Origin of the sequence: Rathayibacter sp. RFBD1, from assembly GCF_002932915.1 — a bacterium.
Lineage (GTDB): Bacteria > Actinomycetota > Actinomycetes > Actinomycetales > Microbacteriaceae > Rathayibacter.
In genome coordinates this window covers 17,548-41,788 of sequence record NZ_PSWQ01000004.1, presented here as the reverse complement: position 1 = coordinate 41,788, position 24,241 = coordinate 17,548, and the positions used below count along the sequence as shown (strand labels likewise).

Below are 24,241 nucleotides of genomic sequence, written 5' to 3'. Positions count from 1 at the left end.
CCCGCCCCCTCCCTCCGGAGCTCCACGGCTCCCGCACCCCCGAACGACGGAAGGATCGACCATGGCGATCACCGACGCTCCGCCCATCGAGGTCGGAGCGAGCAAGCGGATCCGGCCCCGCCGCCGGCAGCGCCTCACCGGCAGGCGCATCACCCCCTGGCTCTTCCTGGCGGTCCCGCTGGCGTTCCTGGTCGTGCTGACGTACATCCCGGTCGCGAACATGTTCTGGTACAGCGTCACCGACTGGGACGGCCTGGACCCCGACAAGACCTTCGTCGGCCTCGAGAACTACGTCGAGATCTTCACCCGGCCCGAGATCTTCCGCGTCTTCTTCGTCAGCCTGTTCTACCTCGCCGGCGCGATCGCGCAGCTCGGCCTCGCCCTCTTCTTCGCGACGCTGCTGAGCTTCCGCACCCGGTTCCGCAACTTCTTCAAGGGCGTCATCTTCTTCCCCTACCTGATCAACGGCGTCGCCATCGGGCTGATGTTCCTCTACTTCTTCCGTCCGGACGGCACGCTCGACGCGGTGCTCGGCGTCTTCGGCGTGCAGGACACCCCGCAGTGGCTCGGCGACCCCTCCGTCGTCAACGTGTCCCTCGCGGCCACCTCGGTCTGGCGCTACATGGGGCTGAATTTCGTGCTGTTCCTCGGTGCGATCCAGTCGGTCCCGGAGGAGCAGTACGAGGCGGCGGATCTCGACGGCGCGAGCGCGTTCGACAAGTTCCGCTACATCATCGTGCCGAGCATCCGGCGCATCCTCGGGCTGTCCTTCATCCTCGCGATCGCCGGGGCGCTCTCGGCCTTCGAGATGCCCTACATCATGACCGGCGGCGCGAACGGGTCCGAGACCTTCGTGATCCAGACCGTCGACACCGCCTTCCGCTACTCCAAGGTCGGCCTCGCGTCGGCGATGGCCGTGGTGCTGCTGGCGATCGTGCTGATCATCACGGCCGTGCAGCGGCGCGTGTTCCCCGACGAGAAGGCGAGCCAGGAATGACCAGCACCCAGCAGCGCCCCCCGGCGGTCACCGGTCTCCCGGTGACGCGGCAGGCGGCCGTGAAGGAGCGGCGCACCCGCCGGTCGGCGGGATCCGTCCTCGGCTCGATCGGGAAGTACGGCTCGCTGATCGTGGCCTGCCTCTTCGCTCTCGTGCCGATCGTCACGATCGTGATGCTCGCGTTCAAGACCTCGGCGGAGTACCGGGGCACCGGACCGCTCACGCCGCCCTCGAACTGGTTCAACCTCGAGAACTTCGCCATCGCCTTCACGCAGGGCGGGATGGTCACCGGGTTCCTCAACACCGGGATCATCCTCGTCGTCTCGATCGTGGGCACCGTGCTGATCGGCACGATGGCTGCCTACGCGATCGACCGGTTCCGCTTCCGCGGGCGGAGCATGGTGACCGGGCTCTTCCTGCTCGCGACGCTGGTCCCGTCCGTCACCACGCAGGTGGCGACGTTCCAGGTGATCAACGCCCTCGACCTCTTCAACACCCGCTGGTCGGCGATCCTGCTGTTCACGGGCACCGACATCGTCGCGATCTACATCTTCCTGCAGTTCATGCAGTCGATCCCGGTCTCGCTGGACGAGGCCGCGATGCTCGACGGAGCGAGCCGCTTCACCGTGTACTGGCGGATCGTGCTCCCGCTGCTGAAGCCCGCGATCGCGACCGTGGTGATCATCAAGGGGATCGCGGTCTACAACGAGTTCTACATCCCCTTCCTCTACATGCCCTCCCGCGACCTCGGCGTGATCTCGACCTCCCTCTTCCGCTTCATGGGCCCGTTCGGGGCCCAGTGGGAGGTCATCGCGGCGGGCACGATCCTGGTGATCGTGCCGACCCTCGTCGCCTTCCTCTTCCTCCAGCGCTTCATCTACAACGGACTGACCTCAGGAGCCACGAAGTGACCCACACCATCGACACCGACAGCCGGGCGACCACCGCGGCCACCCGCCGCCTGCACGAGGGCTGGAGCGTCCGCGCGACCCGCGGGCCCGTCCCCGCCGAGCTCGTCGCCGCCGTCGTCCCCGCGGTCGTGCCCGGCCTGGTGCACACCGACCTGCTCGCCGCGGGTCTGATCCCCGACCCCTATCTCGACCAGAACGAGAAGAAGGTCACCTGGATCGGCGAGACGGACTGGGAGTACTCCTCCTCGTTCGACTGGGCCCCCGACGGCCGCGACGTGCACGAGCTCGTCTTCGAGGGCCTGGACACGGTGGCCGTCGTCACGCTGAACGGGCGCGAGATCGCCCGCACCCGCAACCAGCACCGCACCTACCGGATCCGCGTGGACGAGGCTCTGCAGGATGGGGCGAACGAGCTGGTCGTCGCCTTCGCCTCGCCCGTCGCCGAGGCCGACCGAGCGAGCCTCGAGATCGGCTACCGGCCGCACACCTACTCCCACCCCTTCAACGCCCTGCGGAAGGCCGCCTGCAACTTCGGCTGGGACTGGGGGCTAGACGCCGCCTCCGCCGGCATCTGGAAGCCGGTGACCCTCCATGCCTGGAGCGGTGCGCGCCTCGCCTCGGTGCGCCCCGTGGTCACGGTCGACGGGACGACCGGCCGCGTCGAGCTGCACGTGGGGCTCGACCGGGCCTCGGACGCCGAGGTGGAGGTGCGCGCCTCCGTCGCCGGCGCGGAGGCCGTGGCGAGCGTCCCCGGTGGCGAGCGCACCGCGGTCCTCCACCTCGAGGCGGCCGAGGTGGCCCTGTGGTGGCCGCGGGGCTTCGGCGGGCAGCCGCTCCACGACCTCGAGGTCGCGCTCCTGCAGGGCGGAGCCGTCATCGACGAGCGCTCCCAGCGGATCGGCTTCCGGACCCTGGAGGTGCAGCTCGACCGCGACGACGAGGGCACCTCGTTCCGCTTCGTCGTCAACGGCGAGCCCGTCTGGATCCGCGGAGCCAACTGGATCCCGGACGACGCCTTCATCACCCGGGTCGACCGCGAGCGCCTCGCCCGCAGGATGGACCAGGCCGAGTCCGCGAACCTCAACCTCCTCCGCATCTGGGGCGGCGGCTACTTCGAGTCCGACGACTTCTACGACCTCTGCGACGAGCGCGGCATCCTCGTCTGGCAGGACTTCCTCTTCGCCTGCGCGGCCTACGCGGAGGAGGAGCCGCTCCGCAGCGAGGTCGAGGCGGAGGTCCGCGACAACGTCACGCGGATCATGCCGCACCCGAGCCTCGCGCTCTGGAACGGCAACAACGAGAACATCTGGGGCTTCGAGGAGTGGGGCTGGGAGAAGCGCCTCCAGGGCCGCACCTGGGGCCTGGGCTACTACCTCGATCTGCTCCCGCGCCTGGTCGCCGAGCTCGACCCGGCGCGCTCGTACACGCCCGGGAGCCCCTGGTCGGGCGACCCGCAGATCTTCGCGAACGACCTCGACCACGGCTCCGTGCACCTCTGGGAGCTGTGGAACCGCGTCGACTACCCCGCCTACCGGGACGCCCACGCGCGATTCGTCGCCGAGTTCGGCTGGCAGGGGCCGGCGTCGTGGTCGACCATCCAGCGCTCGATCTCGGACTCGCCGCTGACTCCCGAGTCGCCCGGGATGATCCACCACCAGAAGGCGACCGACGGCAACGACAAGCTGACCGACGGTCTCGTCGCTCACCTCCCGCTGCCCGACGACACGGAGGACTGGCACTGGGCGATGTCGCTCAACCAGGCGCTCGCGGTGACGCTCGCGATCGAGCACCAGCGCTCCGAGAGCCCGCGCTGCATGGGCTCGATCGTCTGGCAGCTCAACGACTGCTGGCCGGTCACCTCGTGGGCCGCGGTGGACGGCGACGGCACCGCCAAGCCGCTCCTCTACGCGCTCAAGCACGTCTTCGAGGACCGTCTGCTCACCGTGCAGCCGCGCGGGGAGGGGCTCGCCGTGGTCGCCGTGGGCGACTCCCCCGAGGAGTGGGCCGGCGAGTGCGTCGTGCGCCGCCTGGCGTTCGACGGGACGGTGCTGGCGGAGGAGCGGCAGGAGCTCGCGGTCGGGGCGCGCTCGGTGCGCACCCTGCCGATCGGGTCCGGCGTGGCGACGCCCGAGGACGCCGCCGCCGAGCTGCTCGTCGTCGACTTCGCCGGGACGCGCGCGTTCTGGTTCTTCGCCGAGTACCGCGACTCCGCCCTGGAGGCCGCGCGCCTGCGCACGAGCGCCGCCCCCGTCGAGGGCGGAGTGCAGGTGACCGTCACCGCCGAGAACCTCGTGCGCGACGTCACCCTCCTGGTCGACAAGGTGGACCCGTCCGCCGTCGTCGACGACCAGCTGGTCACGCTGCTGCCGGGCGAGAGCATCGTCTTCACGGTGCGCGGCTCCGGTCTCGACACCGAGGCGCTGGTGTCGCCGAGCGTGCTGCGCACGGCCAACCAGCTCGTCGCCGACTGGGCCTGATCCGCGGTGAGCACGCAGCCCGCCCTGGCCGTCGACGTCGGCGGCACGAAGATCGAGACCGCCCTCGTCGACGCCGGGGGCGGGCTCGTGCCCGGCACGCGGCACCGGCGCGCGACCGGCCCCGCCCTGACTCCTGAGGAGTTCGAGCGGGCGCTCGCGGAGTGCGTCGCCGCCTCGACGGCCGGGGCGGACGTCGTCGGCGTCGGCGCCGGATCCGCGGGGCCGATCGACCTCGACGGCGGCCGGATCCGACCGAAGAACCTCCCGCTGCTCCACGGCGTCCCGCTCCGGGAGGCGCTCGAGCGGCTCGTGCCCGGTCGGCCGGTCGAGCTGCGCCTCGACGGGACCTGCATCGCCCTCGCCGAGCACTGGTACGGGGCCAACCGGGGCGCCGTCTCCTCGGTGAGCCTCGTCGTGTCGACCGGGATCGGCGGCGGGATCGTCCTCGACGGCCGGGTGCTGGCGGGCCGCTCCGGCAACGCCGGCCACCTGGGCCAGGTGCACGTCGCCGACGCCGACCCCGAGGAGGGGAGCGACGGGACGCTCGAGAGCATCGCCTCCGGACCGAGCACCGTCGCCTGGGCCCGGCGCCGGGGCTTCGCCGGGAGCACCGGGGAGGAGCTCGGGCGCGCGGCCGCGGACGGCGACGCCGTGGCCCTGTCCGCGGTCCGCCGCTCCGCCGAGGCCGTCGGCACGGCGATCGCGGGCGCGGCGACCCTGCTCGACGTGCACGACTTCGCCGTCGGCGGCGGTTTCGCGGGCGTGACCCGCGACTACCTCCACCTCGTGCAGGCGAGCGCCCGGGAGCACGCTGTCCTGGACTACGCCCGCGGTCTCGACGTCCGCCCGTCCGGGCTCGGCGGGGAGGGGCCTCTGATCGGCGCGGCCGCCCTGATCCTCCGATCGACGGCGGCGGCGCGCGAGCCCGCCCTCGTGCCGTGAGCGGCATCTCCTCCGAGCATCCGCTCCGCTCGGCCCTGCGCCCGTTGCGGCACCGGGTCGTCGGGGCGGCGCTCGCCTACGTCGTCAAGGACAGCCCGCTGTGGATCCTGCCGCTCGTCACCGCCGCCGTGGTCGACGCCCTCGTCGACGGCCGGTCGCCATCGGCGCTCGTCGTGCCGGCCGCGGCCGCCGCGGCGACGATCCTCGCGAACATCGGGGCGAACGCGGTCTACGTGCGGCTCTCCTCGTCCGCCGTCCGCGCGCTGGGCCTGCGGCTGCGGGAGGCGCTCGCCGAGCGGCTGCAGAGCCTCTCGCTCGACTACCACTCGCGAGGCAGCGCCTCCATCGCCCAGACGAAGGTGGTGCGCGACGTCGAGAACCTCGAGCTGATGCTGCAGCAGGCCTTCGGGCCGGTGCTGACAGCGCTGGTGGTGCTCGTCGGAGCCGGAGTGGCGACGGGCACGAGGGTGCCGCAGTTCCTGCTGGTGTTCGCGCTGACCGTCCCGCTCGCGGCCGCACTCGTGCTCTGGCTCCGTCGGCGGACAGCGGCCGGCAACGAGGCGTTCCGGCGCCACGTCGAGACGATGTCCGGCACCGTCGGCGAGATGTCCGCGCTCCTCGAGGTCACCCGCGCCCACGGCCTCGAGAAGGTCTCGGTCCAGCGGGTGGTGGAGGCCGCCCGCCGCGTCGAGCGGGCGGGCGTCGCCCTCGACCGCCTGAACGGGCGCTTCGGGGCGCTGTCGTGGAGCAGCTACCAGCTCATCACGCTCGGCTCGCTCTTCGGCGCATCCGTCATCGCGATGACGGGCGTCCTGCCGGTGACGGTCGGCGAGGTCGTGCTGCTGAGCTCCTACTTCGCGCTGCTCACCGGGACGATCACGGCGGCGTTCCAGACTGCTCCGCTGGTCACCCGCGGCCTCGAGTCGCGCCGCTCGATAGCCGAGGTCCTGGCAGACCCCGACGTGGAGCACAACGAGGGCGAGCCGGTCGTCGACGCCCTCGCCGGAGGAGTCGAGCTCGACCGGGTGAGCGTCGACTACGGCGACCGGCGCGTGCTGCACGACGTGTCGCTCCGGATCGCCCCGGGGGAGACCGTGGCCTTCGTCGGCCCCTCCGGCTCGGGGAAGTCGACGCTGACCCGGGTGGTCCTCGGATTCGTCCGCCCCTCGCAGGGCCGCGTGCTGCTCGACGGCCGTGACATCGCCGCCCTCGACATGCGCACGGCCCGCCGCTTCGTCTCGGTCGTGCCGCAGGAGTCGGTGCTCTTCCGCGGCAGCATCCGCGACAACGTGCTCTACGGGACAGCGGACGCCGACGACCACCGGCTCGAGGCGGCGCTGCGGGCGGCGAACGCGGAGTTCGTCCTCGAGCTGCCCGACGGCTGGGACACGGTCGTGGGGGAGCGGGGCGCCCTGCTGTCGGGAGGCCAGCGCCAGCGCCTCGCGATCGCGCGGGCCCTGATCCGCGACCCCCGTCTGCTCGTGCTCGACGAGGCGACCGCCGCACTCGATCCGCGCACCGAGCGCGAGGTCCGGCTCGCCCTCGACCGGCTGCGCGAGGGGCGCACGACGCTGATCGTCGCCCACCGCCTGAGCACCGTCCGCACGGCCGACCGGATCGTGGTGCTCAGCGAGGGGCGCGTCGTGGAGCAGGGGACGCACGATGAGCTGCTCGCGACGGGCGGCGCGTACGCCGCGCTGCACGCGACGGCCTGAGCGGGCCGCGGCCGCATCGATCCGTCGTCTGCGGCCCGTGCCCGCCGCGGGGACGGGCCGCTGCTGACGGATCGATCGCGGGTGCGGCCCAGCGGGAGCATCGTTAGCGTGGAGGTCCGCGCCGATCGCCGGCGCCGAGGGGAGCCCCATGGATCCGACCGTCGAGATCGACGCCCGGGCGGAGGCCCTGCGCGCCGACCCCGAGAGCTTCGCCGCGATGGACGCGCTCTGGCGCAGCGTCTACGCCCTGCCGATGTGGTGCTTCATCGCGCGGGGGCCGGACGACGCGCCCACCCCCTTCGTCGGCGGCCTGGAGTCGGGGCCGATGGTCTTCGCCTTCACCACGGGGGAGCGCGCCCGCGCCGGGGCGCTGCACGCCGGCCTCTCCGACGAGGACGCGTCGCGCGTGCTGAAGGTGCCGATGCCGGCCGCGCTCGAGTGGATCGCGGCTATGGGGTCCTCCGGAGTCGCGGGAGTGGTCTTCGACCTGCCCCGCTTCGGGTACTTCGCGCCTCTCCAGAACCTGCTGCCGATGCGCGACTTCATGGCGGCGAACCCGCCGGCCTGAGCCCCGCCCCGTCGAGACCAGCGGATCCGCCGATACCAGCTGATCCGCCGGTTGTCGCCGCCCCGAACTGGTCACTGGACGACACCCGAGGATGGTGGGCCGGAGGCGCGCCCGTCCTCCGAGGACGAGGCCGGGAGACGCCGATGGGGAAGCTGCACTACGACGGATCGGTCGAGATCGACGTCGAGGACCGGGTGCTCGCCCACCTGCAGATCGTCCTCACCGCGAAGCTGCGCCGGGGGGAGTCGTGCCTGCTCACCTGGCGCGACGAGAACGGGATGAGCGACGGCCGCAGCGCGATCTGGCTGCACCCCTCGCACACGCTCCGCTACACCTACGCCGGCGGCCGCATGCCCCGCATCAACCCCGCCTGGATCGCGGCGCTCACCGATCTCGCGAACTCCGCCGGCGGCCTCCGCTTCGTCCCCGAGCCGCCGGAGCCCGTGCGTCCCCCCGGCGGAAGCGCTCGCCGGTGACCGGCGGCCGGCCCCGTTCCCGGTCTCTGGCTCAGCAGCCGGAGTCGGCGGCGTCCGCGTCGAGCGCCGCCGCGGTGCCGAGCGCGATCAGCGACTGATCCGTCGCGACCGCGACCCTCGGGAAGCCGAGCGCTCGCAGCAGCCCGGCGCGCTCGCGGTCGCCCGCGTAGGCCCCGGCGCCCTTGCCCGCGCGCCGGGCCGCCGCGGCGATCCTCGGCAGCGGGTCGTCCGGACCGTCGGCGGCGAGCAGGTCGGACAGGTCCCGGCCGAGGCCGATCGCGAGGTCGAACGGGCCGACGAAGACTCCGCTCACGCCCGGCACCGCGAGAATCCGATCGACGGCGTCGAGACCGGCCTGCGTCTCGATCATGACCCAGAGCGCGGTGCGCGCCTCGGCGGCCGACGGGGGAGCGGCGCCCCAGAGATCGGACATCGGCCCCCAGCTGCGGCGGCCGAGCGGCGGGTAGTGCGCGGCGCGGACGGCCGCGAGCGCCTCCTCGACCGTCTCGATCATCGGGACGACGACGACGTCCGCTCCGGCGTCGAGCGCCCTGCCGATCAGCGCGTCGGAGAGCCCCGCGACCCGGACGCCGACGGGCGGCCTCCCGCTCACGGCGCCGAGTGCGCGAAGGGAGGCGAGGACCGCGGCGTCGTCGAACGCGCCGTGCTGCGCGTCCAGGCACAGCCACGCCGGCCCGCCGCGCGCGATCTGCGCGACCGTCAGCGGCTCCCCGAGCCGGCACCACACCCCGTCGGCCCGACCGTCTCCGAGAACCCGTTCCGCATCCACGGGTCCGATCCTCGCGCACGCGGGGCCGCCTAGGCGAGGACCGCCAGCACCGTCGACAGGATCCCGAGGACGACGCCCGCCCCGAGCAGGATCAGGCCGGTCAGGCGCAGCGCCCGCACCGCGTCGCTCCACCGGTGCAGGCGGATGCGGTGCGGATCCTCCTCGCGGTAGTGCACCTCCCGCTGGTCCGACCGTGTCGGCGTCAGCGGGTCCCCGGCGGACAGCGGACGCGATCGCACCTCGCCGGCCCGGGTCACCCAGTGCAGCGCGAGGGGCGGACCCTCCTCGAGGTAGGCGGTCGTCGTCAGCCAGCGTCCGTCGATCAGCGCCGCGACGAACGCGGCGAGCAGGAACAGCACGCCGAGGGGGAGGGTGACAAGCGAGAGGGCCTCGGAGATCGTCTCCAGCATGCAGCGTCCCTCCGACCGGATCCGGTGCTGAGCGTACCGAGTCGGCGGCCGGCGCGTCCGCAGTGGGACGCGCGCCGCCGCCGAGCCCGCGGGCCTCAGCCCCAGGCGACCTCGAGGTCGACGACGAACGTCACTCCGAAGCGGTCGCGCAGCATCCCGTAGAGGGGCGACCAGGCCGCCGGGGCCAGGGGCACGACGACCGCCGCCCCCTCCGAGAGGCCGTCCCAGAGGCGGTGCAGCTCGTCGGCGTCGGAGCCGCGCAGCGACACGAACACCGGGATCGTGCCCGGGTCGTAAGCCGTGTGCGCGGGGACGTCGTACGCCATGACGCGGAAGCCGGCCTCGGAGACGACCTGGCCCCACATCAGCTGGTCGGCCTCGTCGGGCGAGGTGACAGCGTTCGCGTCCGCGTAGGACATCGCGTCGACCCGGCCTCCCGTGACCGAGGCGTAGAACTCCAGCGCCTCGCGGGCCTGTCCGCGGAAGTTGAGGTGGGTCGTCGTGGTGATGCTCATCGTGCGCTCCTCGCAGTCGTGCCGGGTCGATCACCCGGTGCCCCGACGCTCCCAGGAGAAGAGGACGGGAACGGTCCTCTTCTCGGAATACCCTCGGGACGTGCCCACGACGACCGAGCGGCTCCTCCTGCTCCTCTCCCTCCTGCAGACCCGCCGCGACTGGCCGGGCGGAGTGCTCGCCGAGCGCCTGGGGATCGCGCCGCGCACGGTGCGTCGCGACGTCGACCGACTCCGCACGATGGGCTACCGGATCGACGCGGCGAAGGGCCCCGACGGCGGGTACCGGCTCGAGGCCGGCGCCGAGCTCCCGCCGCTGCTCTTCGACGACGAGCAGGTGCTCGCCCTCACCGCCGCCCTGCGCGCGCCGATCGCGGGGCTCGAGGAGGCGTCGGCCCGTGCGCTGGCGACGGTGCGGCAGGTCCTGCCCGCCCGGCTCCGGCCCCGAGCTGATGCGCTGCGCTTCACGGTCGCGGCGGCGCCGGCCCCCGCAGTCCCTCCGGAGCGGCTGGTCGCGGTCGCGGCGGCCGTCCGGGCCTCGGAGGTGCTCCGCTTCGCGTACGCGGAGGCGGTGCGCCGCGTCGAGCCCCACCACCTGGTCGCGCGTCAGGGCCGCTGGTACCTCATCGGCTTCGACCTCGACCGCGACGACTGGCGGGTGTTCCGCGTCGACCGGCTCGAGCCGCGCTCGCCCCGCGGGGCTCGCTTCCGCCGCCGGGTGCTGCCGGGCGGGAGTCCCGCCGAGTTCCTGGAGGCGCGGTTCCGCGGCGGAGCGCCCGGGGAGGGGTGGCCGTGCCGCGGCTCGGTGGTGCTGGAGGCGCCCGCCGCCGAGGTCCTGCCCTACGCGGGCGACGGGGAGGTGGAGGACCTCGGCGACGCGGGCTGCCGACTCGCCCTCGGCGCCTGGTCGTGGCAGGCGCTCGCCGCGTCGTTCGGCCGGTTCGACGCTCCGATGGCCGGGGCCGAGCCGCCCGAGCTGGCCGCCGCGTTCCGCGTGCTCGCGGAGCGGTACGCCGCGGCGGGAGCCTGACCGGACCGCGGCGGCCGTCCGGCACCGCTACTTCACCGAGTACCGGGCGCTCCCCGTGCTGCCGTCCGCCGTCGTGACCGTCAGCGTCCAGCAGGTGCCCCGCTTCGCGGGCACCGTCCACGCCTTCACGTAGCGGTTCGTCGCGGTGTCGTAGCGGAGGCGTCCGGTCAGGGTGGTCGTCGGCGCTCCGGTGAGGACGGCGCCGGCGGTGCAGGAGGTCTGCTTCTGCGTGACGCTGCGCACGTCGGCGAGGGCGGAGTGGCGGAACGTTCCCGCGGAGGACGTCGAGGTCACCTGGAACGTCATGCCGGTCGCGGCTCCGGCGGCCACGCTCTTCACCGAGGTGCTGAGCCCGCCGATCGTCCACGGGGTCACGGTGTAGGACGCGGTGAGGGTCGAGACGTTGCCCGCCCGGTCGGTCGCGGTCGCCCGGTACACGTGCGGACCGACGGAGCGGCCGCCGCCCGTGATCACGCAGGCGCCGGTGAGGCCCGAGAGCGCGTCGTCCGCGAGGCAGCGCGGCTCCGGGAGCACCGTGCCGAAGGGGTAGGACCCCTCGGGCCTCGACGTGAACGAGAGCTGCGGCTTCGTGGTGTCGATGGCGATGCCGCTGCGGGTCGTCGTGGCGCGGTTGCCCGCGTTGTCGACGGCGGTGCCGGTGACGCTCTGGCCGGGGCCCTCGCGCAGGATCCGCGCGGGGGTGCAGCTGCGGATCCCGGAGCCGCTGCCGTCGGCGCAGGAGAAGCCGACGGAGACGGGGGAGCGGAACCAGCCCGCGGCGTTCGGAGCCGTCGGCGTGGTCGTCGCGGCGATGGTGGGGACGCCGGTGTCGACGATCCGGTAGGTCGCGGTGGCGGTCGTGGTCAGTCCTCCGGGGTCGGTCCAGGTGCAGGTCGCCGTGCGGGTGCCGAGGCCGTTCACGAGCGTGCCGGTGACGACGGCCTCTTCGCTGAACGTTCCGCTCTCCGCATCCGTGATCGCGCAGGCGGCCCTCGGCTCCGAGCCCTTCTCGTAGGAGGCGCCGTCGGTGGCGGAGGCGACCGTCACGACGGGCGGGGTGTTCGCGGGGACCACGGTGACCGTGTGCGGCACGCCGGCCGTGGTGCCGTACGCGTCCCGCGCGCTCACCGTGAAGGTGGAGTCGCCTGCGGTGGTCGGCCTGCCCGAGACGACGCCCTCCGGCGAGAGGGCCACCCCCGCGGGAAGGGCGCCGGACGAGACCTCGAAGGTCGCAGCCGGGCCGGACGCCGTGAAGGTCGCGGAGTAGCGGGTCCCGGTCTTGACGAGCGTCTCGGCGGTGTCGGCGGTGAGGGTCGGCAGCGGGCCGATCGCGAAGGCGTGGTTGAAGCCGACCGCGATGCCGGTGGCGCCGGTGATCCCGGCCGGGACGTCCAGCTCCGTGTCGCCGTCGGGGTGCAGGGAGACGACGGTCCCGTCGGACGTCAGCAGGACGCTGAAGCCGATGCCGGCGGCGATCGCGGTGATGCCGCCGAGATCGGCCGGGACCTGCGGCAAGCCGGAGTCGGCGGGGTCTCCCCAGGTGACGACGGTGCCGTCCCGCTTCAGGGCGAGGCTGTGGGAGTAGCTGACCGACACGGCGACGACGTCGCGGAGGCCTGCCGGGGCGGTGTACGCGCCCCTGTCGTCGCCGCCCCACGCCACGACGGTCCCGTCGGCGCGCAGCGCGAGGCTGTTCCAGCCGCCCGCGGCGATCGCGACCACTCCGGAGAGACCCGCCGGCACGTCGGTCGCTCCGAACCGATCCGAGCCCCAGGCCGCCACGGTCCCGTCGCCCCGCAGAGCGAGGGTGTGGTAGCTGCCCGCGGCGACGGCGGTCACGCCGCCGAGTCCGGCCGGGACGTCGGTCTGGCCCTGACGGTCGTCGCCCCACGCGACGACCGTCCCCTCCATCGTGAGGGCGATGCTGTGGAGGTACCCGGTCGTGATCGCCGTCACCTCGCCGAGCCCGGCCGGCACGTCCCGCTCGCCCTCCAGATCCGCTCCCCAGGCCTCGACGGTGCCGTCGGTGTGGAGCGCGAGGGTGTGGCTGTAGCTGCTCGCGACGTCCGTGAGGTCGGACATGCCCGCCGGCACGTCCCACTCCCCGTTGAGGTAGCGCCCCCAGGCGGCGACGCCGTTGAGGAGGTGGTCGTTCCCGACCGGCACCGGGTCCGGCTCGGCGGAGGCGAGGGGAGCCGCGGTGCCGGCGAGCAGGGCGACGGTCGCGGTCAGAGCGAGCAGAGTGCGGCGCAGGCCCGCGGCGGTGCTGGCGGGGCGCGGAGAAGCGGGGTCGGTCACGGGCTCACGCTAGGGGCCGGCTCTCCTCCGCGGCGGGGGCGGGGGCGCCCTGTAGCGGACATGTCCTCTAGAGGGCGGAGCGCCGCTCCTCCAGGGCGGAGCCCCGCTCCTCCAGGGCGGAGCCCCGCTCCTCCAGGGCGGAGCGCCGCTTCTCCAGGGCGGAGCCTGGCCCCTCGGGGCCCGCGGCGGAAGGGCTTGCCCGGATCCGCGGCCGGCGATTGGCTGGAGGGCAGGAGAGAGAGGTGTCACCATGACGCAGACCTTCCCCGCCTGGTTGCGGGATCAGCAGAAGAGGGACGACGAGGTCGGCCGCTTCGCGCAGGCCTTCGGCGGTCGCGACGACCTGCCCGAGCACGGCGGCCGCGCGATCTACGACGGCTACTTCGCCAGCGAGCCCGAGTCGGCGCAGGCCGATCTGGACCGCGCCTGGATGGAGTTCGAGGCGCACCCCGAGCCGTCCGCCACGTCCGACGAGCCGGAGGGACTCCGATGAGCGACCAGACCCCGAGCCCCGTCGAGGACCCGGACGACCAGTCCGACAAGCCGTCGCAGGCCGAGGGCGAGGACGAGCGCGACACCCCGCACGAGGTCCTGCCCGCCGAGGGCAAGCCCTCGAAGGCCGAGGGCTGAGCCGACGCACTGAGCCGACGCACTGAGCCGACGCACTCCCCGGAGGGGCGCATCCTGCAGAGGGTGCGCCCCTCCGTCGCGTCAGCGCCCGGTGACCGCCAGCAGCTCGTGCGCCGCGGCGCTGTCCGGGTAGCGGGAGAGCACGCGCTCCAGATCGCGCCGAGCCGGAGCCGTGCGCCCGTCCGAGAGGAGCGTGCTCGCGCGCTCGAGCAGCGCCTCCGCCCGCAGCTCCACGGGACGCGCGCTGGTGACGGTCGGGCGCACCACGCGGTCGAACGCCTCGAGGGCGCCCTCGATCAGGCCGAGCTCGCGTAGAGCGACGCCGCGGCGGATGAGCACCGCGGCGGAGGCGGCGTCCACGTTCTCGACGGGTGCCGAGAACTCGGCCACGTCGCTCCAGCGTCGGCGGGCGGAGTAGAGGGAGGCGAGCGTCGACGCCGCGAGGGTCGACGGCTCCAGGGTCTCGACCGCCACGACCGCCGCGGCCGGATCCGTGGGTGCCGCCAGCTCGGCGTAGAGCAGGCGCAGCGCCGGGGCGTCGAGCGGCACCTCCACGTCGAGGCCGCCGCTCAGCGGCAGGCGGACGGTCAGCGCGATCCCGTAGCGGCGGAGGAAGGAGTCGGCCGACGGGTCGTAGCGGATGCGCACCAGCCAGCCGGTGAGCCGCAGAGCGCGGTCGTCGTCTGCGGAGTGCAGGGCGTCGCGGACGAGCTCGACGACGGCCGCGAGGCGCGAGCCCTCGGGGGAGCCGGTGGTCGCCTCGTGCAGGTCCTCCGCCGGCGCCCCGGCGCGCACGAGCCGGAGCAGGGGCGCCTCCCACGCCGGAGCGAGGGCGGAGGGGCGCACGAGACCCGGCCCGCCGGGCATGCCGAGCCAGCCGGACAGCCGGGAGCGGTGGTCCTCGGGGGAGAGCGGGTCCCCGGCCGCCCGGAGCCGGGGGCGTGTGAGGGCGCGGAGCTCACCGCTCCGTCGGAAGCCGACTGCCACGGCCGATCCCCCTCCGCGTGCGACGGCGGCTGAGGACCGTCGATCCGCCGAGTCTACGGCGTCGCGCCCCGCCGTCACCCCCGAACGGGGAGCGACGCGCTGGCGGCGATCCCCCGCCTCCCGTCGTCGCCCCCCGGCGCTGTCAGGCGCCGATCGAGCCCGCCGTGCGCAGCGGCATCACGTCGGGCTTCTCGGCGGTGCTCGCGATCGTCACGACCGCCTTCTCCTCGTTCGAGCGGAGCACGGCGTCCATGATCTCGAGCACGTGCAGGGCCACGCGGCCGGAGGCGCGGTGCGGGCGGTCCTCCGCGATCGCCTCCGCGAGGTCGGCCAGTCCCACTCCGCGACCGGTGTCGATCACGCCGGCGGAGTCGGGGACGACCCGCCAGTCCTCGTCGCGGACGGCGACCTCGACCGGGTCCGAGAACATGTTCGGATCCGGGACCGAGATGGTGCCCTCGGTGCCGTAGACCTCGAACTTCGGGGCCCGGCTGCGCCAGACCTCGAAGCTCACGGTGACGGTCGTGGCGACTCCGCTCGCGTGCTCGAGCAGCGCGGTGATGTGCGTGTCGATCGTCACCTCGATCGGCGTGCCCGCCTTCGGCCCGGTCTCGATCGTGCGCGGGCGGTCGGAGCGGGTGGCCAGGCCCGTGACGCGGACGACCGGCCCGAAGAAGTGCACGAGCGCCGTCAGGTAGTACGGGCCCATGTCCAGCAGCGGGCCGCCGCCGGGCTGGTAGTAGAACTCGGGCGCCGGGTGCCAGCGCTCGTGGCCGGGAGCGGCCCAGTGCACCTGCGCGGCGATCGGGGTGCCGATCGCGCCGGAGTCGAGGGTGAGGCGCGCGGTCTGCACGCCGGTCCCGAGCACCGTGTCCGGGGCGCTCGCGAAGCGCAGGCCCAGCTCGTCCGCGAGGTCGAGCATCGGCGCGGCCTCGGCCGGGTTCAGCCCGAGCGGCTTCTCGGCGAAGACGTGCTTGCCCGCCTTCAGGGCGCGGGTGCCGATCTCGACGTGCGCCGCCGGGATCGTGAGGTTCAGCACCGCGTCGATCTCCGGGTCGTCGATCAGCGCGTCGACGGTGAGGGCGCGGACGCCCTGCTCGTCGGCGACCTGCTGCGCCCGCTCCTGGTTCAGGTCGGCGACCGCGACGAGGCGGAGGCCGGGGAAGGTCGGGAGGTTCGCGAGGTACTGCTCGCTGATCTTCCCGACGCCGATGATGCCGACTCTCAGCGGGACGCCCACAGCATTCCCCTCTCGATGATCGTGCGGACGTTGTCGTCCTGGAGGATCTCGACGCGGTGGCCCGGCGTCGAGACGAAGATGCGGCCCTCGCCCCAGAGGCGGGTCCAGATCGCGGGGGAGGTGATGGGGCGCTTCCACGGGTCCCACGGGCGGACGGCCTGCGTGGTCGTGGCGAGCACGTCGTTGTAGTCGTCGTGCAGCACCCAGTACTGCTCCGTGACCAGCTCGAAGTCGGAGATGCCCTGCGTGATCGGGTGGTCGGCGGCGAGGGCCGTCATCTCGATCGTGTGCGGCATGTAGTTGTCCGACTGCTCGCCGGTGCGCTCGTCCGGGTGCTTGCCGGGGTGCGAGGCGAACTGGCCGCCGATCAGCTGCAGGTAGTCGGAGTTGTCGCGGTAGGAGTCGGCGATCCCGCCGTGCCAGCCGGCGAGGCCTGTGCCGCGCTCGACCGCCGCGCGGAGGCCCAGGAACTCCTCCCACTGGATGGAGGTCATCGTGTTCGACTGCACGATCAGGTCGACCGTCCGCATGTACGCCTCGTCGGCGTACACGGCGGTCGACTCCTCGACGCGCACGTCGTAGCCGTTGTCGCGGAGGAACGGCAGGAACAGCTCGGTCGCCTCGACCGGTTGGTGGCCGTCCCAGCCCCCTCGGACGACGAGGGCCGTCTTGCCGGGAGTGGTCGGGGAGTGGTCGGTCATCGTCGTCCTCACGTGCGGGCGGATCGCTCCGCGGTTCGTCATCGAACAGGACTTGCGCAACTTCTGCGCGGGAGCCCCGGCGTCCGACCATCATGCACCGCGGTTCCCGGCGGGAGCAAGCCGTCCGCGCGCCGGTCCAGTTGCGAAAGTCGGTATCCGCTACGGTGAGCACATGCCCGACCACGACGACGTCTCCGGAGCGACCACCCGCCCGACCATGGCGCTCATCGCCGAGCGCGCCGGGACCAGCGTCCCCACCGTCTCGAAGGTGCTCAACGGCGGCACCGACGTCTCGGAGGCGACCCGTCTGCGCGTGATGGAGGCGGCGCACGCGCTCGGCTACCGCCGCCGTCCGCGTCTGCGCCCACCGGTCGAGGATCCGCACTCCGCCCAGATCGTCGACGTCGTCGTCGGCCACATCGGCGGCACCTGGATCGGCCCGGTCCTCGAGGGGATCGAGGCCGAGGCCTCCGCCGCCGGGGTCGACCTGGTGCTCACCCGCGCCCGCGACGACGGCGCCTGGATCAGCCGCCTCCTCCGCCGCCCCTCGCTCGGCGCCATCGTGGTGCTGGTCAACGTCTCGGCCGCGCAGCTGCACCTGCTGACCACCGCCGAGCTGCCCGTCGTCGTCGTCGACCCCAGCACGCGGCCGCCGGCCGACGTCGCGAGCGTCGGCGCGACCAACTGGGACGGGGGCCGCATGGCCGCCGAGCACCTGCTCGACGCCGGCCACACCCGCTTCGGCGTCCTCGGCGGCACCCGCACCCAGCTCTACAGCAGCGCCCGGATCGACGGCTTCACCACCGCGCTCCGCGCCGCCGGAGTCGAGGATCCGCGCGTCGCCTACTGCGACTGGGACCGCGAGCTGGCCCGCGAGGCCGCCGGGCTGATGCTCGCCGAGCCGGACGCGCCGACCGCCTTCTTCGCCTGCTCCGACGTGATGGCGCTCGGCGTCTACGAGGCCGCCGACGACGCCGACCTCCGCATCCCCCGCGACCTCAGCGTCATCGGCTTCGACGACGTCGAGGAGTCGGCCTGGGCGACCCCGCCGATGACCACGATCCAGCAGCCCATCGGCGAGATGGGCGCCATCGCCTTCCGGATGCTGCACCAGGCGCACCGGTCGGCGACCCCGCTCGCCTCGGGAGCCTCGGCCACCCGCATGGAGCTCGAGACGCGGCTGATCCGCCGCGCCTCCGTCGCGCCCGTGCGCGTCTAGCGCCGCCCGCTCGCCCTCCCACCCCGCCCCCCTCGGGATCGATGCGTCACGATCGGTCCCCATCCGGCGCCCGTGACGACCGTTCGTGACGCATCGACCCCGGTGGGCGCCGCGGTCGGTGGCGACCCGGGTCGCACCGCCTATGCTGCCCGGATGCGCAGCGCGACCGGGGGGATGGTGGTCGCGTCGTTCGTCTCGCGGATCCTCGGGTTCGTCCGGCTGGCGCTCCTGATCGTGGCGGTCGGCGGCACGAGCGCGTCGGTCGGCGGGCAGGTGTTCGAGGTCGCGAACTCCGCGCCCACCTACCTGTACGGGCTCATCGCGGGCGGGGTGCTCGGCGCGGTGCTCGTGCCGCAGATGGTCCGGGCGCGGGCCGACGGACCGGAGGGCGTGCGGACCCTCGAGCGGCTGCTCACCGTGTGCCTCGGCGGAGCGGCGCTCCTCACGGCCGCCTGCACGCTCGCGGCGCCGCTGATCGTCGGGCTCTACGCCGGGGGCTGGTCGGCCGACTGGGCTCTGCTCGCCACCCAGATGGCCTACTGGTGCCTGCCGCAGATCTTCTTCTACATCGTCTTCGCCGTCTTCTCGCAGCTGCTCAACTCCGCCGAGAAGTACGGGCCGGGCGCGTGGGCGCCCGCCTGCGCGAACGTGATCTCGGTGCTCGGGATCGCGGTGTTCCTCCTGATCCACCCCGAGGCGGCGTCGACGCCCGCCGACGAGTGGACGCCGGAGATGGTGGCGCTCCTGTGCGGCACTGCCACTGCGGCGATCGTGGTGCAGGGGGTGATCGCGGTCGCGTTCTCGCGGTCCGTCGGCGTCCGCCTGCGGCCGCGCTTCGGCGTCGCCGGGCTCGGCGGAGTGTCGCGGGACGCGGTCTGGGTGTTCCTCGGCGCCCTCGTCGCAGAGGTGTCGTACATCGTCGTCTCGAACGCGGCGACGGCGGCCGGCCAGGCCATGAACCGCGCCGGCGTCGACGGGCCGAGCCTCAACTCCTTCTCGAGCGCGCAGCTGCTGCTCCTGCTGCCGCACGGCATCCTGGTCGTCTCCGTCGCCACGGCGATGTTCACGCCGCTCAGCCGGGACCTGCACCGCGGCGATCGGGCGGCCGCGGCGGTGAACCTCCGACGGACCGAGGACGCGGTGCTCGCCGTCACTCTGCTCGCGACGCTCCTGTTCGTCGCGGCGGCGCCACTGCTCACGCAGCTCGTCTTCGGCACACCGGTGATCGGCGGAGTCCTGCAGCTGCTCGCCCTGAGCCTGGTCGGCTTCAGCCAGACCTACGTCCTCAACCGGGCGATGTTCGCGCTGGGTCGGGCCCGCGACTCGCTGGCGACCCAGGTCGTCTCGGCCGTCGGCGTCGCGGCGGGGGCGCTCGTCGGCGGGCTCCTCCTGCCTGCCGAACTCGTCGTGCCGGCGATCGCGGGCGGCACCGCCCTCGGGACCACGGCCGCGTGGGCCCTCGCCCACTGGCTGGTCCGGCGCCGGATCGGCGTCGTGCCGCAGCCGACCCGGGACCGCCGCGCCGCTCTCGTCGCGGCGCTGGTCGCAGCCTGCGCGTCGGTGCCGCTCGGCCTGCTGCTCGCCGTGCCCGCCGACCGCCTCGCGGCCGGCGCCGTGCTGCTGCCGGTCGGACTCGCGATCACCGCCCTGTTCGTGGTCGTGCACCGGGTCGTCGGCGGGCGCTGGCTCTGGTCGCTGGTGCTCGCGCCGCTCTGAGGGGCTGCGCGTGCGGTCCCGCGGCCCCCGCCCTCAGTGCCCCGCGCCGAGGTTCCCGGCGAGGCGGCCGTGCATCCGGGTGGAGGCGTCGTTCATGCCCTCGATCACGGCGCGGGTGCCGTGGCGCTCGTACTTGGTGGTGACGGCGTCCAGCGCGGCGACGGTCGAGGCGTCCCAGATGTGGGAGCCGGAGAGGTCGATCACGACGTGCGCGGGGTCCTCCGCGTAGGAGAACTGCGTGGTCAGGTCGTTGCTGGAGGCGAAGAACAGCTCGCCGGTCACCGTGTAGTGGGCCGTCGATCCGTCGGCCGAGAGGGTGCGCTCGACGGTGGCGAAGTGGGCGACCCGGCGGGCGAAGACGACCATGGCGGCGAGGACGCCGACGACGACTCCGATCGCCAGGTTGTGGGTGAGGACGACCACGACGACCGTGGCGATCATGACGACCGTCTCGCCGACGGGCATCCGCTTCAGGGTCGACGGGCGGATGCTGTGCCAGTCGAACGTCGCCACCGACACCATCACCATCACCGCGACCAGCGCGGCCATCGGGATGATCGCGACGAGGTCGCCGAGCGCGACGACGAGGATCAGGAGGAACACGCCGGCGAGGAAGGTCGAGATGCGGGTGCGGGCGCCGGACGCCTTCACGTTGATCATCGTCTGGCCGATCATCGCGCAGCCGCCCATGCCGCCGAACAGGCCGGAGAGCACGTTCGCGGCGCCCTGCCCGAGCGACTCGCGGGTCTTGCGGGAGGGGGTGTCGGTGATGTCGTCGACGAGCTTCGCGGTCATCAGCGACTCGAGGAGTCCGACGAGCGCCATCGCGACGGCGTACGGCGCGATGGTCGTGAAGGTCTCCCAGGTCAGCGGTACGTTCGGCAGGAACAGTTCGGGGAGGCTGCGGGGCAGCTCGCCCTGATCGCCCACGGTGGGGACGGCGACCGCCGTGACGACGACCGCCGCGGTGATGAGGACGATGGCGACGAGAGGCGCCGGAACGGCCTTCGTCAGGCGCGGCATCACGACCATGATCACGATGCCGACGGCGACCAGCGGGTAGACCAGCCAGGGCACGCCGATCAGGTTGGGGATCTGCGCCGAGAAGATCAGGATCGCCAGCGCGTTCACGAATCCGACCATCACGCTGCGGGGGATGAAGCGCATGAGCTTCGCCACTCCGAGCAGCCCGAGCACGATCTGGAGCACGCCCGCGAGGATCACCGTCGCGATGAAGTAGTCCATCCCGTAGTCGCGGGCGACGGGCGCGATCACGAGGGCGACGGCGCCGGTGGCGGCGGTGATCATCGCGGGGCGGCCGCCGAGGAAGGCGATCGACACGGCCATCACGAACGACGAGAAGAGGCCGACCCGCGGATCCACGCCCGCGATGATCGAGAACGAGATCGCCTCGGGGATGAGCGCGAGCGCGACCACGAGGCCGGCGAGGACCTCGCGGGTCAGGATGCGGGGGGTGCGCAGCGCCGTCATCACGGTGGGCTCGGCGTGCGGGCGGGCAGGGGTCTTCGAGGCGAGGGCCATCGCGGCGGCTCCAGGGAGTGGGAGGGGTGCTCGACGAGGAGCGCGGAGGGCTGCGGCATCGGGTCGGCGGAAGCGGGCGGGGATGCCAAGCTTGCAGAGGCGTGTCAGCAGCACGGGCAACCCTACCCTCACGTAAGGGTAGATCTGAAGGGGTGAGCAGGATCGGCACCATGCACATCGGCGAGCTCGCCGAGCGGACCGGCCTCTCGCTCCGGACCCTGCGCCACTACGACGAGATCGGCCTCGTGAAGGCGTCCGGCCGCACCGAGGGCGGCTTCCGCCTCTACACGTCCACCGACTACGACCGCCTGATCCTCATCCGCCGCATGAAGCCGCTCGGCTTCTCGCTGGAGGAGATGGCCGCGCTGCTCCGCGTGATCGACACCCTCGAGGCCGAGGGCGACGACGCGCCGGCCGAGGTCCGCGCGCAGCTCGACGCCTTCGTCGCGCAGGCCCGCGAGCGCCGCGAGGCGCTGAGCGCCCAGCTCGCGATGGCGGACGAGTTCGTCGATCTGCTCACCAGCCGCTGAGCCCGGCCGCCTGCGCGATCGATGCGTCGCGAACGGCTCCCACGCGGCTCCGATGACGACCTTTCGCGACGCATCGGATCCCGGGAGCGCGGGAGAGCCGCTCAGGTCGCGCTCGCGTCGGGCAGCTGCTCCGGGCAGTCGCCGCCCGGCTCGGTGGCGAGCTCGAAGTGCCAGATCTCGTTCGCGTAGATCTGGCAGAGCCCGTAGTCGGTGCCGTGCTGCGCGAGCCAGCTGTCCGCGTCCGTGTAGCCGATGTCGACCGCGCCGCCGGTGAGGTGGGCGGAGGAGGTGACGGATGCGACGCGGCGGCCCGCCTCCTCCGCGCCGTACTCGCGGACGGCGTCGTCGACCAGCGCCTGCTGGTAGCGCTCGCTGCGCCAGCCGCTGGTCACCACGAAGGGCACGTCGTCGGCGGCCGCGTCCGTGGCGGCGGCCTGGACGGCCGCGCGCAGGGCGGGGTCGAGGCGGGCGATCGCCGGGAGGTCGTCGGCGAAGGGCGAGACCGACTCGCCCTCCTCGATGTAGCCGTCCTCGTCGCCGAGGGGGTCGGAGAAGAGCTCGGCCGCCGCGGGCGCGCTGCCGCGCCGCTCGCTCAGGAGGGCCCACGACGCCGCTCCGAGGAGGGCGGCGAGCAGGACGACGGCCAGGGAGGCGGCGATCACGGCGGAGCCGGCGCGGCGAGGGCGGTGGGGGGAGACGAAGGTGGAGCGCATGCAGCGAGCACACCAGGGGAGGGGTGACGGGAGCGTCAGGGCCGAGCAGACGCCGACCATACGCCGGGAGGGGGGAACCGCACCGTCACCGTGAGCCCGCCCTCGTCGCGGGCGTCGAGGCGCAGCTCGCCGTCGTGCACCTGGACGATCCGGGCGGCGAGCGCGAGCCCGAGCCCGGCGCCGCGCGGGCCCGCCCCGCCCGCGGTGCGTCCGGCGCCGCGCACGAAGGGCTCGGTCATCGTGGCGAGCAGCGCGTCGGGCACCACCGGTCCGGTGTTGACGACCGCGACCTCGACCGCTCCGTCGGGGGCCGTCCGCGTCGCGACGACCACCCGGCCGCCCTCCGGCACGTTGTGGCGGACGCCGTTCAGCACGAGATTGCCGAGCAGCTGCCGCACCAGCACCGGATGCCCGTCGAACGAGCCCTCGCCCAGCTCGTCGACCACGACGATCCCGGAGGCCTCGGCCAGCGGGCGCAGCTCGTCGACGACGTCGGAGGCGGTCTCGGCGATGTCGACGGGCTCCCGGAGGAGCGGCTCGGACGAGTCGAGGGCCGCCAGGGCGAGCAGCGCCTCCACGATCTCGGTGCCCCGCCGGTTCGTCTCGTCGAGGCGCCGGAGCGTCTCGCCCGGGTCGCCGCTCCCGGGGTCGGCGAGGGCCGCGTCGAGGATGCTGCGCGCGATCGCCTGCGGGGTCCGCAGCTCGTGCGAGGCGTTCGCCGCGAACCTCCGCTGCTCCGCGAAGGAGCGCTCCAGTCGCTCGAGCATCGAGTCGAAGGCGTCGGCGAGCAGGCCGAACTCGTCGGGTCGGCCCCCGAGCCCGACCCGCCGGTCGAGCGAGCCGGCGGCCACCTCCCGGGCGACCGCGCTGATCCTCGCCAGCGGGCGCAGGATCCGCCCGGCGAGGAACCAGCCGCCGATCAGCCCCACCACCGTTAGAGCGAGGAGCACCTGCCACACCCGCGGGAGGAGTGCCTCGATCAGGTCCGTGCGGCTCGGCACGAAGGGGCCGCCCGCGTCGATCTGCTCATCGGGCACGAAGCGGAGGACGTAGAACAGCAGGGCGATGAGCGCTCCGCCCGCGACGAGGAGGAACCCCGCGTAGCTGAGGGTGAGGCGGAGGCGGACGCTCACGGTGCCGGGGCGCCGGGGTCGACCATCCCGTAGCCGACGCCCGGCTCGGTGCGGACGACCCAGGGGTCGCCGAGCCGCTTGCGCAGCGAGGAGATCGTGATGCGGACGGCGTTGGTGAACGGATCGGCGTTCGCGTCCCAGGCCCGCTCGAGCAGCGTCTCGGCGCTCACGATCCCGCCGCGCGCGGCCATCAGGACCTCGAGCACGGCGAACTCCTTGCGCGTCAGCGCCACGTAGCGGTCGCCGCGGTAGACCTCGCGGCGGAACGGATCGAGCCGGAGCCCGGCGAACTCCAGCACCGGGGGCGCGCCCTCGGCCGGCCGGCGCGCGACGGCCCGCAGGCGCATCACGACCTCGCGGAGGGCGAAGGGCTTGGTGATGTAGTCGTCCGCCCCGAGCTCGAAGCCGCGCACCTTCTCGTCGAGCCGGTCCGCCGCGGTCACCATCAGCACCCGCACCGGCAGCGCGTCCGCGACGATCCGCCGCAGCACCTCGTCGCCGGGGATGCCGGGCAGGTCGCGGTCGAGCAGCACGGCGTCGTAGTCGGTGACCGCCAGCTGCTCGAGGGCGGTCTCGCCGTCGGGGGCGATGTCGGCGGCGATCGCCTCGAGGCGCAGCCCGTCGCGCACCGCCTCGGCGAGATAGGGCTCGTCCTCGACGATCAGCACGCGCATGCCGTCATGCTACGGACCGGGGCGTATGGC

The 24,241-nt window shown here is 73.5% G+C and carries 24 protein-coding genes; 13 read left to right on the top strand and 11 right to left on the bottom strand.

The genetic code is table 11. The features are described 5' to 3' along the window. Window positions 1–61: 61 nt before the first annotated feature. The 7 genes from C5D50_RS02360 (at window position 62) to C5D50_RS02330 (ending at window position 8,086) form a co-directional block, all read left to right on the top strand. Window positions 62–997 (top strand): carbohydrate ABC transporter permease, encoded by a 936-nt coding sequence (locus C5D50_RS02360; RefSeq protein ID WP_104234025.1) that lies wholly within the window; start codon window positions 62–64, stop codon window positions 995–997. Beyond that, window positions 994–1,908: a carbohydrate ABC transporter permease gene (locus C5D50_RS02355; RefSeq protein WP_104282607.1), complete on the top strand. Its 915-nt coding sequence runs from the start codon at window positions 994–996 to the stop codon at window positions 1,906–1,908. Before C5D50_RS02360 ends, C5D50_RS02355 begins: the two co-directional genes overlap by 4 nt. Next, window positions 1,905–4,385 (top strand): glycoside hydrolase family 2 protein, encoded by a 2,481-nt coding sequence (locus C5D50_RS02350; protein ID WP_258069533.1) that lies wholly within the window; start codon window positions 1,905–1,907, stop codon window positions 4,383–4,385. The genes C5D50_RS02355 and C5D50_RS02350 overlap by 4 nt, the downstream gene beginning before the upstream one ends. A 6-nt stretch (window positions 4,386–4,391) precedes the next feature. After that, the gene (locus C5D50_RS02345) at window positions 4,392–5,327 is read left to right on the top strand and encodes an ROK family protein (protein ID WP_104238483.1); all 936 of its coding nucleotides are present in this window, start codon (window positions 4,392–4,394) and stop codon (window positions 5,325–5,327) included. Next, window positions 5,324–7,042, top strand: coding sequence for an ABC transporter ATP-binding protein (locus C5D50_RS02340; RefSeq protein ID WP_104282606.1), 1,719 nt, complete (start codon window positions 5,324–5,326; stop codon window positions 7,040–7,042). Before C5D50_RS02345 ends, C5D50_RS02340 begins: the two co-directional genes overlap by 4 nt. 148 nt (window positions 7,043–7,190) lie before the next feature. After that, window positions 7,191–7,610, top strand: coding sequence for a hypothetical protein (locus C5D50_RS02335; RefSeq protein WP_104282605.1), 420 nt, complete (start codon window positions 7,191–7,193; stop codon window positions 7,608–7,610). A 143-nt stretch (window positions 7,611–7,753) separates the two neighbouring features. Further along, window positions 7,754–8,086: an ATP-dependent DNA ligase gene (locus C5D50_RS02330; protein WP_104282604.1), complete on the top strand. Its 333-nt coding sequence runs from the start codon at window positions 7,754–7,756 to the stop codon at window positions 8,084–8,086. Between the two features lie 31 nt (window positions 8,087–8,117). On the opposite strand, the gene C5D50_RS16460 is transcribed toward C5D50_RS02330, so the two are convergent. From C5D50_RS16460 to C5D50_RS02320, 3 genes are all read right to left on the bottom strand, one after another. Next, window positions 8,118–8,876 (bottom strand): HpcH/HpaI aldolase/citrate lyase family protein, encoded by a 759-nt coding sequence (locus tag C5D50_RS16460; RefSeq protein ID WP_159940053.1) that lies wholly within the window; start codon window positions 8,874–8,876, stop codon window positions 8,118–8,120. A 29-nt stretch (window positions 8,877–8,905) separates the two neighbouring features. Beyond that, a complete protein-coding gene (locus C5D50_RS16455; protein WP_159940051.1) occupies window positions 8,906–9,286 on the bottom strand; it encodes a hypothetical protein in 381 nt (126 codons plus the stop codon). A 95-nt stretch (window positions 9,287–9,381) separates the two neighbouring features. Then, window positions 9,382–9,801, bottom strand: coding sequence for a VOC family protein (locus C5D50_RS02320; RefSeq protein WP_104251003.1), 420 nt, complete (start codon window positions 9,799–9,801; stop codon window positions 9,382–9,384). A 100-nt stretch (window positions 9,802–9,901) separates the two neighbouring features. Here C5D50_RS02320 and C5D50_RS02315 point away from each other — a divergent pair, with 100 nt between their 5' ends. After that, window positions 9,902–10,828 (top strand): YafY family protein, encoded by a 927-nt coding sequence (locus C5D50_RS02315; RefSeq protein ID WP_258069532.1) that lies wholly within the window; start codon window positions 9,902–9,904, stop codon window positions 10,826–10,828. Window positions 10,829–10,855: 27 nt separating this feature from the next. On the opposite strand, the gene C5D50_RS02310 is transcribed toward C5D50_RS02315, so the two are convergent. Continuing rightward, window positions 10,856–13,126: a PxKF domain-containing protein gene (locus C5D50_RS02310; RefSeq protein ID WP_104282601.1), complete on the bottom strand. Its 2,271-nt coding sequence runs from the start codon at window positions 13,124–13,126 to the stop codon at window positions 10,856–10,858. A 250-nt stretch (window positions 13,127–13,376) separates the two neighbouring features. Between C5D50_RS02310 and C5D50_RS02305 the strand changes: the two genes are divergently transcribed. Both C5D50_RS02305 and C5D50_RS16450 read left to right on the top strand, forming a co-directional pair. Continuing rightward, window positions 13,377–13,619, top strand: coding sequence for a hypothetical protein (locus tag C5D50_RS02305; RefSeq protein WP_104227148.1), 243 nt, complete (start codon window positions 13,377–13,379; stop codon window positions 13,617–13,619). Beyond that, window positions 13,616–13,756 (top strand): hypothetical protein, encoded by a 141-nt coding sequence (locus tag C5D50_RS16450; protein ID WP_159940045.1) that lies wholly within the window; start codon window positions 13,616–13,618, stop codon window positions 13,754–13,756. Before C5D50_RS02305 ends, C5D50_RS16450 begins: the two co-directional genes overlap by 4 nt. Window positions 13,757–13,837: 81 nt before the next feature. On the opposite strand, the gene C5D50_RS02300 is transcribed toward C5D50_RS16450, so the two are convergent. The 3 genes from C5D50_RS02300 to C5D50_RS02290 all read right to left on the bottom strand — a co-directional run bounded on the left by C5D50_RS02300 (window position 13,838) and on the right by C5D50_RS02290 (window position 16,684). Next, window positions 13,838–14,743 (bottom strand): tol-pal system YbgF family protein, encoded by a 906-nt coding sequence (locus tag C5D50_RS02300; protein WP_104282600.1) that lies wholly within the window; start codon window positions 14,741–14,743, stop codon window positions 13,838–13,840. Window positions 14,744–14,885: 142 nt separating this feature from the next. Continuing rightward, a complete protein-coding gene (locus C5D50_RS02295; RefSeq protein ID WP_104255953.1) occupies window positions 14,886–15,983 on the bottom strand; it encodes a Gfo/Idh/MocA family protein in 1,098 nt (365 codons plus the stop codon). Continuing rightward, on the bottom strand, window positions 15,968–16,684 hold the full coding sequence (locus C5D50_RS02290) for a ThuA domain-containing protein (RefSeq protein ID WP_104224320.1): 717 nt from the start codon (window positions 16,682–16,684) through the stop codon (window positions 15,968–15,970). The genes C5D50_RS02295 and C5D50_RS02290 overlap by 16 nt, the downstream gene beginning before the upstream one ends. A 172-nt stretch (window positions 16,685–16,856) precedes the next feature. On the opposite strand from C5D50_RS02290, the gene C5D50_RS02285 reads away from it, so the two are divergent. Both C5D50_RS02285 and murJ read left to right on the top strand, forming a co-directional pair. Continuing rightward, entirely contained in the window at window positions 16,857–17,903 is a 1,047-nt protein-coding gene (locus C5D50_RS02285; RefSeq protein WP_104282599.1) for a LacI family DNA-binding transcriptional regulator, read from the top strand. Window positions 17,904–18,056: 153 nt separating this feature from the next. Then, the gene (gene murJ, locus C5D50_RS02280) at window positions 18,057–19,619 is read left to right on the top strand and encodes a murein biosynthesis integral membrane protein MurJ (RefSeq protein ID WP_104255955.1); all 1,563 of its coding nucleotides are present in this window, start codon (window positions 18,057–18,059) and stop codon (window positions 19,617–19,619) included. A gap of 33 nt (window positions 19,620–19,652) precedes the next feature. Here the strand turns inward: murJ and C5D50_RS02275 are convergent, their stop codons facing one another. Continuing rightward, a complete protein-coding gene (locus C5D50_RS02275; RefSeq protein WP_104227143.1) occupies window positions 19,653–21,161 on the bottom strand; it encodes a SulP family inorganic anion transporter in 1,509 nt (502 codons plus the stop codon). 170 nt (window positions 21,162–21,331) lie between these two features. On the opposite strand from C5D50_RS02275, the gene C5D50_RS02270 reads away from it, so the two are divergent. Further along, on the top strand, window positions 21,332–21,691 hold the full coding sequence (locus C5D50_RS02270) for a MerR family DNA-binding transcriptional regulator (protein WP_104282598.1): 360 nt from the start codon (window positions 21,332–21,334) through the stop codon (window positions 21,689–21,691). 101 nt (window positions 21,692–21,792) lie between these two features. Here the strand turns inward: C5D50_RS02270 and C5D50_RS02265 are convergent, their stop codons facing one another. The 3 genes from C5D50_RS02265 to C5D50_RS02255 are packed head-to-tail and all read right to left on the bottom strand — an operon-like array spanning window position 21,793 to window position 24,211. Then, a complete protein-coding gene (locus C5D50_RS02265) occupies window positions 21,793–22,404 on the bottom strand; it encodes a D-alanyl-D-alanine carboxypeptidase family protein (RefSeq protein WP_104282597.1) in 612 nt (203 codons plus the stop codon). 35 nt (window positions 22,405–22,439) lie between these two features. After that, window positions 22,440–23,537: a HAMP domain-containing sensor histidine kinase gene (locus C5D50_RS02260; protein ID WP_104282596.1), complete on the bottom strand. Its 1,098-nt coding sequence runs from the start codon at window positions 23,535–23,537 to the stop codon at window positions 22,440–22,442. Next, window positions 23,534–24,211, bottom strand: a complete 678-nt coding sequence (locus C5D50_RS02255; protein ID WP_104282595.1) for a response regulator transcription factor — start codon at window positions 24,209–24,211, stop codon at window positions 23,534–23,536. The genes C5D50_RS02260 and C5D50_RS02255 overlap by 4 nt, the downstream gene beginning before the upstream one ends. Window positions 24,212–24,241 lie beyond the last annotated feature (30 nt).